Below are 12,616 nucleotides of genomic sequence, written 5' to 3'. Positions count from 1 at the left end.
CGAACACAGAAGTTAAGCTTCTTAGCGCCGAGAGTAGTTGGGGGATCGCTCCCTGCGAGGGTAGGACGTTGCCATGCAACCTAAGGAATCGTTAATTCGATTCCTTTTTTTTATCTTAACTAGCAAATAAGTACGGTTTGAATTTTGAAGTGCTTTTGGTATACTGGATAGGGTCGCTTAACGCCGTTTTAGCTCAGCAGGTAGAGCACTTCCATGGTAAGGAAGAGGTCGGCAGTTCAAATCTGCTAAACGGCTTCAAAATAATTATTGATAGTGATTTATGATAAACAGTATCGGTGTTAAAGACTAGTGCGCCGTAATAATGAACGTAAGTGAAACATTGACATAGCATGACGAGCTTAGGCAAAAAAGCTGCTATACGTATTTAGACATTCTAATGCGGTGTGTGAAATCTTTTTCGCTATTAGTTGTGATTGTCATACTGGTTGCCGGGAATTAATATTGAGTTTAAGTTAAAAATATAACGACGCCTGTGATTCTAGTATCTCTAGACTCACACGGCGTCGCTTTTGGTTAAGTTAATTTGTTGCCTATTATCGTTAGCCGATTTAAGCAAATGAGGCGTGCTTTCACTAATCAACGGTATTTTGGAACGAAAAATTGTGGTTGTAACTAGGCAACTGAATTTTAATTACTCGTGGTCATTTCATGGTCGATAATTTGATCATTAAAATCATTGAGAATACTAAGTAGTGTGTCAACGCGTGATTGTCCTAATTGTAAGGCCCATTGGTGAACGGACTGGTGGATAGTCTCCATGAGTTGTTGATCTAGTCGACGTCCCGCATCTGTCAGGGAGAGTCGCTTTTGACGGCGGTCACTGATATTAGCCTGCTGACAAATATACTGATGGCTAAGCAAGACACTGATCTGACGTGAAATCGCACTACGAGAAACGTGGTGCTGATGGGCAATATCCATTAATAAGAGTGGTTGCGGACTTTGACCAATTTCGTGCATAATGAGAAAAGTATCAGCGGTTAAGTGTTGGGTAGTTAACAATTTATTTATGCGGGTATTGAGATAACGGGAAACGTTGGCGTAATCGCTTAAAAAAATGTTGAAAGTATCGATGGTAGCCATAAATAAGGACCTCCTTGAAGGACGACTGGTTGGTAAACTTAGATTGACTATATTCAATAAGCATCATACCGCTAAATGATTTAAAAGTGTTAAATTGTGAGCCGGAAATTAATGGTGGCTGATAATATTGTTTACGCGTTGTGCTAATTATTGGTTAGCATTAATTATGATTAAGAAACACCTCTCAAGCATGTTCAGATTATGACTGGAGTCCGAACACGTTATGACAGTATCGCCTTGAGGCATGGAAGGCTAGTATTTGATTTGGTTCAAATTCGTGTCCACCACGTTCCGATAAGTAGTAGACATGCCTGTAAGTCGTCGGGAACATACTGATCGAGCAAGCTTATACTATCTGAACTTTTTCCAGCGAGTTCAAGCTGGATGTCTTTGATCTTAGATGTCGATCTTCTAATCATGACCAATTAACTAGTACAACGCGTATTGTTTTTAGAATTTCAGGCCAGATAAAAAGTCCACTGATGGACGTGATGCAGTCATCAATGAACTTGTTAATGAAGATTTTTAATATCAAAATAATCAATGGTACGACGTAACTACTTGAATTCTCAATATTAAGCATCTACGTGATGTCGGCGGGCAATCATAGGGAGAATCATGCCCAAAGCAACAAAGATAATTGGTGTAAGAATGTTTAAAGTTAGTTGAAAGAGCCAACTGCTAGGGTTGCTAGCATAGGATGTCTTAGGAACCATTCCTAAGATACAGGCGAACGCTGTAAATAGGAAGCACCAGACACCGACTAAGCGGCCGGCAACCGGACTTTTAAGGAACTTATAATCGCTCTTAAATTCTTTTAAGTGCTTATTAAGTAATATATAAGCAAGAAAGACCCATAGGTAACGCATTGGCATTACGACGGAGTTCAAGTTTAATAACCAGTTGAATAATTCATTCATGTTACCGATTCCTAAGGCTGGGATAATAATTAAGATACTAACTAGTACCCCGGTTAAAATATAACCATTAACGGGAACATCTTTTTTATTCATCTTACTCAATTTTTTAGGGATGAATTCAGGATCAGCATCACCGAGCAAAATTTTCAATGGCGCATCGATTGAGAATGCTAGTGCTGAAATTTGAGCGAGCACGTTGGCAATGGCGTAAAGAATGAGAAATAAATTTCCAACGTGATAAAAGGCACCTAAGCGCTGAAAAGCATAGTAGGCACCGTTAGCCATTAAATCGGCTGGAATGTGTTTGGAATTAAATAGGATTCCCATCGCAAATGAACCGAGTAAGGCACAGATGGCGACCATTCCAGCTAGTACCAACATTCCCAATGGAAATTCACGACCTGGATTTTTAGTCTTGTTAACGTAAGGTGAGATTTTTTCGGAACCACCGACTGCGAAGACTAACATGGACACCGTTGTAAAGTACGTAAAATCAAACTTTGGTAAGTAGGATTTAATGGAGAACATGTTAGGCGTTTGAACTGAAGCATTAGTCATGAATGGTGCCGAAACAGCCAAGATAATAAATAGGATCGACATGATGAACATCCCAGTCCCGGCAACACTCCCAATCCGTTTCAGCGTAGTTAATCCCATCGATGCAATCCATAGAAAGAATAAAAATAGCACTAAACAAATGGCTTGTACGATTAATGCGGGAGTTGTGTTAATAAAGTTTCCATTGCCACGAAACAGCCAACTAAATGCAATGAGAATTCCCTGGGGTTTTTGTGCTAAGTATGGGATGTGCACGATCCAATACGTCCAGGCTGCGTAATAGGCGAGGCGCTTAGTACTAGTTGCGCGAATCCAAGATGAGACGCCACCTTCAGCATCCTTGAAAGTTGATCCAAGTTGTCCGACAATCAAGGTGTAAGGGATAAAATAAATAATCATGATCAGAATCCAAGAAGTGACGACTGAGAGGCCTTGTAATGCAAAGTTGTTGACAACGTTACCGAGACCCCAGACCGCCACGAACGCAATTAAAGCGATATTGGACCAGCGAAGCTGCTTTTCATTTTCCATATTGTAACTCCTTTTTGGGCTTAAAGTATGCTTAATTGTAAATCGAAACTGGAAGCGATGCCAGTATTAACAAACTAATATTAAAAGCGCTTTAAATTTTGAAACAAAAAATGAATTTTGAGTGTCAAAACGACGAAAATTTGCTATTGTTAAGAGGAGATAATAAATTATTACGGTGCAGGACTCAGTAGTCCGAATGAAGATGAAAGCAGGAATGGTCTTGAGAGAAGTTACAGTTGGTGAGTTAATGTTAACGACGGGGATGCCTAAGATCGGGGTCGTCTTAACCGGTGCAACGCGAGAGGAGCTACTACGAAAAGCAGGTCAGATTTTAACTTCGGCGGCTCAACTCGTTGTGTGGCGGCTAAATTCGTATCAGGAATTAGATAATCGCGCCGAATTAGTTAATACGGCGGCTCAATTACAACAGGTCTTAGGGACTATTCCTTTGATTGCCATGTTTGCAATGGCGAGTGGCCCCGCTGATGCAGTTGAATATTATCAAACTTATCAAACATTGGTTAATAATCGGAGTATTGCTGCCGTTGATATTGATTTAGCTATGGTCAATCAGCCTGATTTTATGAAGTTGACTCAGCAGATGCGCGCCAGTCAGATCCGACTAATTGCGAGTCAGACGGTCATGACGGCAACGCCAGCTGAGTTACTTACAATCTATCAAGAATTAGCTGCAACCGGTGCGGATGTGGTACGCGTGACCGTGGCAGGGCAAGATGCACAAGCCGTTCTGGCCTTGATGGCTGCCACTGAGCAAGCGCATCAACAACTCAACGTGCCAATTATTGCAACGGCAACAGGAAAGTTTGGACGTTATAATAGTATTTGCGGACAGCTGACTGGTTCAGTGGTTGCCTTTGGGCATGTTGGCCGCGTTGGTGATCAGAATCAGCTCGCGGTGAGTCGAGTTAAACAAGCATTACAGATCCTATCACCACTTTAAGGAGCGTGAAACAAATGCAATGGCAATCGTTTTGGCGACATACTCGGACGATTATTGAAACATTGGTCATCTATTTCTTGTTGATTCAAGGACCTTATGATTTGTGGATTGGAAAAATCGGCTATCGTTTGGAGTCTTATTTGGTTGATATTGTGGGGATCACGGTACTGTTTATGGTCGTTGAATTAGTCTATAACGTGATACGGCAACACGTTATAAAACGACGATCCAAGTGACTGCTACTAATAGTGATAATCGCTTTGAGTGGTCCGTTGATAGTTAGGTGTGACACTATTGCTTGATGGTGCACAAGTGCAAGCCATGTCAGTGGATAACTGTAGCGAATTTGGAATATGGGGGCGGTTGGTCTTAAGAATGATGAGTTCTTAAGGCTATTTTTAATGCTTTGCAGTTGCGCGGGTCGGTCCGAATTGGATGATAATCCAAGAATCAGTGTACGTTGCAACTGTCAATATGGTGAACTGATAGCCCGTAACATTTGAACATGACGGGGCTAACTGGATAGACTTGGCAATAAAAGCTGTTACTTGATTGGCGAGGTGATAATAATATTTTTTCGATAAATAACTGAATTAATCAGTTTGATAACAACTCAATTAGAAATGTGATAATTAGTTGAGCATCCTTAGGGCCCATGGTATATTTAAAAATCGTAAGTTGTGTATCAGTTAAACACAATAATTAAATATAGTGAAAACACTTTATTTAATGAAAGCAATTGTTGGGTTAGTCTTTCTAGAAATGGGGAATTACAATTAACTACCGCGAATCAGAAGTAAAACGTTTTAAAATGTACAAACATGGTAAAATTTGGGTAATTGCAAGTATGGCATTGTTACTGTGGCATACCCAGTTATTAACTGCGCATGCCGATGAACAGTTCGCTACACCTGTTGCTGGACAGTGGGCGGTTGAGACCGAGCGTAGTACGGTGGCGAAAGAAAGCGTTGCTATTTTCAATGCGGATGGCACTGCTGCCGCTAATGATGAGACTGCTACGACTGTCAATCTATCAGGCGTTAATGATCAAGTGATTATAGATGAAGGCGATCAGGTCGCTGAATCGGCGGCCGCATTGTGTAACGCGGACTCAGTAACAGCAAATGAAGAAATGCCTGTCTCCGTATCAGAAGTTGAGGCATCAGAAAGTACGCATGAACAATCGATATTAACGAATGCAGAAACAGCCGCTGATTCGCTTGTAAATGACGATGCTGCATTATCGCTTGCTGAACAGGCACTTGTAATGAGGCCCAGCGAGAATGAGCTGATGGTTAACCAACCGGCGCTTGCCACGGAGAATGTCAATCCTGAACAAAATCATCTTCATGACGATGAAAGCGTTAATCAATATCGCAGTGATATCCGAGCAACGGAGAATGACATTATTAAGGATGATGAGAACGCTATGTCTGGCAACTTTGGTGTTGATTGGCATTTTGATGCGAGCACTGGAACCCTGACGTTAAGTGGTGGGATGTTAAATAATAGTTATGGCGATAATCCGTGGCGTCGTAAATCGTGGGCCCCAATGATTACTAGAATTGTCATTGCTGACCAAATTATTGCAGGTTCCAACATGAATAGTTTGTTTGCAGATCTCGCTAGTGTGACTCGGTACGAAGGATTAGAAAAGCTTGATACAAGTGCTGTGACGAATATGCAGTCAGTGTTCAAAGAAAATAGTGCGTTGAAAAAGCTTGATTTGAGTGCTTGGAACGTTGACAACGTCACGACCATGGTGAACATGTTTATGGGGAATTTCATGGGCACCGAACTGACTTATCTTAATCTTAGTGGTTGGAATACTCACAATGTAACTAATATGCAAAATATGTTCCAGTATAATGATCAACTTCGAACTATCGATGGTTTAACTGACTGGGATACGCGCCGCGTGACGACCATGACCAATATGTTCGCGAGGAGCGGTGTCCGTCATTTGAATCTAGCTAGCTTTGATTCTGCAAGTCTGCTTGAAATGGATGGCGCTTTTTCTCAGATGCTCGCTTTAGAAGATATTGAATTTGGGGCGCAGTTTACAGTGGCGAATGTTACTAAGATGAATAGTTTGTTTAACAATGACGTTAAGCTAAAGTTTCTTGATTTATCACATTTCAATATGCAAAATGTCAAGGCAAATTGGCAAATGTTAGCTGGTTTGACGAGCTTGCAAACATTAATCTTAGGCCCGGAGCTTGATTTTAGTCAGCATGGAACGCAGCCTTTGGTAGGATTGCCAGATATTCCTACGAATGGCAAGTATACCGGTAAATGGGTCAATGTAGCTGATGCTTCTCAAACGTTCACAAGTGTCGAATTATTGGCGAGATATGCAGGGAATCGAGCTGAAACGGCTACTTTTATCTGGGAAGTCAAGTCAGCCGCCGCAATTACTGGTCAAGATAGTGAAATCTTCTTAAATCAGCAATGGAATTGGTCACAAAACGTGACTCAACTAGTAGATCAAAATGGACAGCTTATTGATTCGGCTGCTTTATTCAGTGCTAATCCACAAGCGGTAACGGTTAGTGGGGATTTGGTTGATACTAGTAAGCCGGGCACGTATCACGTGATCCTGTCTTACGCAGGCCGTGAAACAACGGTGATTGTCACAGTTAAAGATAATCAAAGTCAGCTAAATTTACATGCGCATGATGTCACCATTGAAATCAATCAAGAGACAGGGACGGCCGTGTGGCATGCTCAAGATAATTTTGACAATGCTATGGATGCGGATGGACATTCTGTTGATTGGCAGGACATGACAGTACTTGGTGAACCAGACTTGACGCGACCGGGGACCTATGAGGTCGTTTATCAGTTCACCGATTTAACCGGACAGTTGGTAATAGCAGTAACGACGGTCACAGTAGTGGCAGGTGCTGATGGCGAGGCACCGTTACCAGGGGAACCGACTGAGCCAGAAATACCGGAAGCACCGGAAGCACCGGAAGCACCGGAAGCACCAGAAGCACCGGAAAGCCCGGAGGTACCCGAAACACCAGCAGTATCAGAACCCGGCAATACTGAACAGCCTGATATTAAGGATAGCAATGATGCAATTGGAAGTAACGCTAGTGTCGATAACCAAAGTGAGCAGCCAAAAATAACATTACGGCCAAATTATACGGGTAACTGGGAGCAGCTAGTGACTACGGCGACTAGTGATTACTTAAAATTGAACACTAGTGAACGCAATGATGGCGGAGACGATGAAAAACAGCAATTAGCGGTTGGTATAACTAACCCGGCAATTGTTACACCTCTATACAGTGAGCTAGCATCAACGGATGGCCAATCATCTGGACAATTGCCACAAACCGATGAATGTGATAATCACTTAGGTTTAATGGGACTCATGATGCTAATGGTGACTGGTTTGGCTGGTATTGTGAGTGTTAAGCGTCGTCAGGGATAATTAGAAGATGGCAACATAGAATAAAAACGGCATTGCAAGAATTAGTTATGAATTCTTGCAATGCCGTTTTATCTCTAACTAGGTTAGAATGTTACTGAACTTTAGCGACAAGCTGTTCAGTAAACGCATCCAGCGCTTTAATATCGTCTGCTTCAGGGGCAAGATTAACAAAGACGTCCTGGGCACCTTGAGTTGCGCCGGCCTTTTTGAAGGCATTACTGAAATCGGTGACGGCCCGGCAATAATCATCATCGTAGAAGGTGTCACCAGAGCCAGCACAGCCGTAGATTTTACCGGTTAAGTCTAAATCTTGTAAGTCCTCGTAGAAGTCGAGGCCTTCTTCAGGAAGGGCGCCTTCATCATAAGTGTAAGGGACCACAACACAAATATCGACATCGTTAAATTCAGTTGCGTCAGCTTGCGAGATTTCTTCTTTGGCAACGTTGACCCCAAGTTTTTCAAATTTTTCGGTAATAATATCGGCAACGTCTTCGTTGTTACCGGTAATGGTGGCAAAAATAACTTTAGCAGTAGCCATGTGAACTCCTCGCTTTCAAATATCTTGATAAGCTGATTATAGCAGAGTTTTAATGTGAATTTAAGGTGTTGGGCAGTTATTCACAAAACCGCTTGACCGATAGTTTCTCAGTGACCGATTCCATGCTATAATTTACTTATTAATGGTTATTTTACTGAAATTGATAATAATTTTTGGTTGACGCTTAACCAGGAATCTAATGGAAATTATAAATTGGCGAGGAGCGTTGGTTTTGTCTAGAAAAAATAAAAAAGAAGGTTTGGGTAAACGGCTTTGGAATTCAATTACTGAGCCGATTCCCGACGATGATAATGATGAACAAGATAATGAGCAGATTCCGTTGGCCTATGACTTAAAAGACTCGGCCGCATCGAAGGCAGACGAAGCTGAAGCAAAATCAACGGTCAATATTCCCCATTCAACGGCGAATAGCGATAGTAAAAAGCAACCTGTTGACGCAGTGATCGAACCCAAGAAAGTTGCTCAAAAAGCACATCACTCAGCGACAGCTAGTCAGGAGTCTACGGCTCAATCTGCTACCCAGACGAGTGCGACCACTAAACATGCGGCAACTAGTGCTATCATGCATAGGGGGGCGGCTGGAAAGTCAACTGAATCAGAGCATGCTTCCACAAAGGCCCAGTCACCACAAGTGAAGGGCAAGACGGCCATGGCTGAAGGCCTGGCAACAGCCAGTCAGTCAACTACTACTGCGACCACGTCTGAGGTACCTATGACGCGGACAGCTCGGCATGCGAGTCAAGTGGCAGCCAGTCAGGCGACGTCTGATCAGTCCAAATCTGCAGCAGCTAAAGCGCCTAAATCTGGTGCATTAAAGGCAGCGACATCACAAGCTACGACACCGTCATCAGCTGTGTCCAAGGCCAATCCGACTGCAAATAAGCAGCCGACATCGGCGACGTCTAAGCAACAGAAGGTTGAAAAACGGATTCCTGCTGATCACATTCCGCCAGTTGCGCGCAAGCAACAGCCGCGAATTGCAGTTAAAGGGACAGAACAGGCTACTGATGACGCGCAACCAGAATTACCGTTATCGCGAGAAGAACTCTATGGTGATCAACAACCTAATGGGGGCAAACAGCCTGATAAGCCAACCATGTCAAGAGTAGCGCGTCATGGAGAGCAACGGGGTTCTAGTGATGAGCCGACTGATGATGAACGTGACTTTTCTGAGTTAGAAGCAGGTGTGAAAAATCCGCATCTTAAGAAGCAACCCCGGCGTTATAATTGGAAATTGATGTTAGCGGGAGTGGCCATTTTAGTTGTCGCTGCTGGTGGGGCCTTTTTCATGTGGAACCATGGTCAAGCGACTCAGGCTGCTGCTCGGACGAACGCGGAAAAAATTGTGAGTCAGATTTATACGTCATCGGCACAACGTGACTTAAGTGCGAGCGCATCCAATGCGACGTTGACTAAGTTGCAAAATAATATTGATAACATGAAAGATTCTAGTGAAAAGACGAGTTTGCAGAAGCAACACGATACGGCGGCTAAGATGTTGACCGTTCGGACTAGTTATCAGGATTTACGCAACGCCAAGGGCTTGCTCAAGGCTGACGTCACAATGGATACCATCACTAAGAATCAGCAACGGTTGACGACAACCGGTTTGACTAGTAGCAAGCCATACTTTGCTAAAAAGTACGACAAACTGTTTAAGACGACGGGGACAACCGTTAAAAAAGTAGTGAGTTACGACGCTGCCTTCCAGAAATTATATAACAAGAAAAATAAACTCAAGGCTTCGACGCCGTCAACAACAGTCGATAAAGTGCTTGCTAATCTGAAAGCTTATCGCAAAAAGTCACAGTTGGCTGACAATGACTATCGTAAGTTGATTGCGGATCGTAAACAGTTAGCTAAAGCGAACAAGACGACGGCTTCATCCTCAAGTTCTAGTGCGTATAGTTATAGTGAACCAGAATCGTCATCGAGTTCAGCATCTTCGCTATATAGTGAAAGTAGCGCTGATAGTAGTTCTTCAGCAACATATAGTTACAGTAGCGATACTGACACTAGTTCAACTGAGTCAAGCACTAGCACGCCTAGTTATAGTTATAGTACAGATAGTCATGCAACGACTAGTAATAGTGATACAACGTCTTCAACGACGACTGGTGATACAACAGCTTCTAGTACTGGCTATGGGGATACCACGAGCACTAACTAATTGTTACTGCTTAATGAAACAGCCAATTTTAAAAAGTCAAAACCCGATCAACTTAACCATTTAATGATTAAGCTGGTCGGGTTTTGGTCGTTAATGATGTAAAAATTTAAGTCAACTTTTTTGGGACGTCAGGTGTTATCAGGGAAAGTTTATCTGTCAGCTATAGCAACTATAACTTGTCAACTTTAGCAATGGCCGTATTCAACAACGATACTTTGAGATGTTGCTAACAACTATTATAGATGACAAATTCTTAAGAACACAATAATGACGCTAATAGTTAATCAATGCTAAGATGTAATTATAAAATTAATTATAATTGATATATGAGGAGTGTAGAAATATGACAATTACAATTTTTGGTAAGGGAAATATGGGACAAGCAATTGGTCATAATTTTGAAGTGGCTGGTAATGAAGTGACTTATTATGGTTCTAAGGACCAAGCAACACTATTTGGTGATATTGTGATCATGGCAGTGCCTTATCCCGCTTTGGCAGTGCTAGCCAAGCAATATGCGACCCAACTCAAGGGAAAAATTGTGATTGACGTTACGAATCCCTTGAATTTTGATACGTGGGATGAACTGGTTGTACCAGAAGATAGTTCAGCTGCACAAGAATTACAGCAGCAACTACCAGCTAGTCAGGTGCTTAAAGCCTTTAACACCAATTTTGCCGCAACGCTCCATAGTGGTCAGGTCAATGGTCAAGCGCCAACGACCGTGCTAGTGGCGGGTGATGACGATGCTGCCAAGCAACAATTAATGAAGGCTTTGGCCAACAGTCCGTTACAAATGAAGGATGCTGGTAAGTTGAAGCGTGCGCATGAGTTAGAAGCGGTGGGATTTTTACAAATGACGTTAGCGGCAAGTGAGCAGATTGGCTGGACCGGTGGCTTAGCTGTCATTGAATAATTAGGTCATTTTTCATAGTCTATTAATTGGACGTTGTCGTAAGCAGTGCTTGAAAATTTTATTTCGAGTGCTGCTTTTTGTATCGGTTGATATTTGGGTACAAGCTGTAATTGCTGTAAAATATACCAAATTCCATGCTCAAGAGTCGCTAACCTAGGACTGATGGAAAAAAGTACGTGTTAGCCGAAATTACTAGTACGTTCGATACGGGTCTTTCAGTCAGAAGCAGCGACTAAATGATGCCACTAAAGTGTTACTGGTGACACACATCTCAATAACAAGCTTTTTAAAAGTAATTAGTGCTAACCGAGGGGCATTGGATACGCATTGTTAATTATTATTCAGTATGAATCATGATTAACAAGTACAACGCGTATTGGATCGTTCACAGGTACTTTTCCTGTGATTGGGAGCGGGCGGCATGTTAATCATTACGGGTCAAATGAGTGGTAGTGGTATGATGAAAGCATGAATAAAGTAGAAAAGGGGTAATATATTATGCCAATGGTAGTAATGGCCCAAGCGACCAAACCAGAGCAGCACCACCAGTTACAAGCGACTTATCCGAATTGGATTTTTAAAGATGCAGATGCTGTCACACCGGCTGATTACGGTCAAATCGAGGTCATGTATGGAAATCATCCTTTGCTAAAAACGTTATTAGCTCAGCCCAGTAATCATCTAAAATTTGTCCAAGTCATCTCGGCGGGGGTCGATTACTTACCGCTGAAGGACTTACAAGCAGCGGGGGTCATCGTTGCTAATACAAGCGGTATTCACGCGGATGCTATTAGTGAATCAGTGTTAGCGGCTATGTTAACAGTCGTTCGTGGCTACCATGCTGCCTGGTTGAACCAGCGTGGGACGCGGCAATGGCAGTTGCCGATAACCACGTCAACCTTGACTGGACAACAGTTATTGATTTATGGAACGGGCCAAATTGGTCAATCGCTAGCAGCCAAGGCTAGTGCGCTCGGTATGCACGTGATTGGGGTCAATACTACCGGCCATCCAGCTGAGCATTTTCATGAAACGGTATCATTTACGGCTACAGCGGCCGCACTGGCGACTGCCAACTTTATTGTCAATGCTTTGCCGCTAACCCCCACGACGCATCATTTGTTTAGTACTGATTTATTTAAGCAGACCAAGCAACAACCAATGTTAATCAATATTGGTCGTGGGCCTGCTGTTGATACGGATGCTTTAATGATGGCGCTAGATAATCGGCAATTGAGTATGGCTGCGCTAGATGTCACTGAACCAGAGCCTCTACCAGCTGACCATCCTTTATGGCAACGTGATGATGTGTTGATTACCCCGCATATTTCAGGACAAATTGCTCATTTTCGGGCGACGGTTTTTCCAATTTTTGCGGCTAACTTTGCCCAGTTCGTCAAAGATGGCACGTTAGTACGTAATCAAGTGGATCTAAATCGTGGTTACTAATTTGTG

Annotated in this window: 9 protein-coding genes and 1 tRNA gene; 7 read left to right on the top strand and 3 right to left on the bottom strand. The window is 42.7% G+C overall.

The window, feature by feature from the left end; genetic code table 11:
* The first annotated feature begins 182 nt into the window (after nucleotides 1-182).
* Nucleotides 183-255: transfer RNA gene (locus RXV91_RS13475), tRNA-Thr, on the top strand.
* Between the two features lie 393 nt (nucleotides 256-648).
* Here RXV91_RS13475 and RXV91_RS13470 read toward each other — a convergent pair.
* Both RXV91_RS13470 and RXV91_RS13465 read right to left on the bottom strand, forming a co-directional pair.
* The gene (locus RXV91_RS13470; protein ID WP_316440285.1) at nucleotides 649-1,104 is read right to left on the bottom strand and encodes a winged helix DNA-binding protein; all 456 of its coding nucleotides are present in this window, start codon (nucleotides 1,102-1,104) and stop codon (nucleotides 649-651) included.
* Between the two features lie 575 nt (nucleotides 1,105-1,679).
* Nucleotides 1,680-3,113: an amino acid permease gene (locus tag RXV91_RS13465; RefSeq protein ID WP_316440284.1), complete on the bottom strand. Its 1,434-nt coding sequence runs from the start codon at nucleotides 3,111-3,113 to the stop codon at nucleotides 1,680-1,682.
* A gap of 196 nt (nucleotides 3,114-3,309) precedes the next feature.
* On the opposite strand from RXV91_RS13465, the gene RXV91_RS13460 reads away from it, so the two are divergent.
* The 3 genes from RXV91_RS13460 to RXV91_RS13450 all read left to right on the top strand — a co-directional run bounded on the left by RXV91_RS13460 (nucleotide 3,310) and on the right by RXV91_RS13450 (nucleotide 7,516).
* Entirely contained in the window at nucleotides 3,310-4,074 is a 765-nt protein-coding gene (locus tag RXV91_RS13460) for a type I 3-dehydroquinate dehydratase (protein ID WP_316440283.1), read from the top strand.
* 14 nt (nucleotides 4,075-4,088) lie between these two features.
* On the top strand, nucleotides 4,089-4,310 hold the full coding sequence (locus RXV91_RS13455) for a hypothetical protein (protein WP_316440282.1): 222 nt from the start codon (nucleotides 4,089-4,091) through the stop codon (nucleotides 4,308-4,310).
* Nucleotides 4,311-4,843: 533 nt separating this feature from the next.
* Nucleotides 4,844-7,516 (top strand): BspA family leucine-rich repeat surface protein, encoded by a 2,673-nt coding sequence (locus tag RXV91_RS13450; protein ID WP_316440291.1) that lies wholly within the window; start codon nucleotides 4,844-4,846, stop codon nucleotides 7,514-7,516.
* A gap of 91 nt (nucleotides 7,517-7,607) precedes the next feature.
* On the opposite strand, the gene RXV91_RS13445 is transcribed toward RXV91_RS13450, so the two are convergent.
* Complete coding sequence (locus RXV91_RS13445) at nucleotides 7,608-8,054, bottom strand: flavodoxin (protein WP_316440281.1); 447 nt, start codon at nucleotides 8,052-8,054, stop codon at nucleotides 7,608-7,610.
* Between the two features lie 226 nt (nucleotides 8,055-8,280).
* Between RXV91_RS13445 and RXV91_RS13440 the strand changes: the two genes are divergently transcribed.
* From RXV91_RS13440 to RXV91_RS13430, 3 genes are all read left to right on the top strand, one after another.
* On the top strand, nucleotides 8,281-10,245 hold the full coding sequence (locus tag RXV91_RS13440; protein WP_316440290.1) for a hypothetical protein: 1,965 nt from the start codon (nucleotides 8,281-8,283) through the stop codon (nucleotides 10,243-10,245).
* A 343-nt stretch (nucleotides 10,246-10,588) separates the two neighbouring features.
* Nucleotides 10,589-11,161: an NADPH-dependent F420 reductase gene (locus RXV91_RS13435; protein WP_316440280.1), complete on the top strand. Its 573-nt coding sequence runs from the start codon at nucleotides 10,589-10,591 to the stop codon at nucleotides 11,159-11,161.
* A gap of 498 nt (nucleotides 11,162-11,659) precedes the next feature.
* Nucleotides 11,660-12,610: a phosphoglycerate dehydrogenase gene (locus tag RXV91_RS13430; protein WP_316440279.1), complete on the top strand. Its 951-nt coding sequence runs from the start codon at nucleotides 11,660-11,662 to the stop codon at nucleotides 12,608-12,610.
* The last annotated feature ends 6 nt before the right edge of the window (nucleotides 12,611-12,616 follow it).

The sequence above is a fragment of the Lactiplantibacillus sp. DA1 genome, assembly GCF_032681335.1.
Classification (GTDB): Bacteria; Bacillota; Bacilli; order Lactobacillales; family Lactobacillaceae; genus Lactiplantibacillus.
Note: the sequence above shows the minus strand (reverse complement) of the source record. Positions and strands in the feature narration are given on the sequence as shown.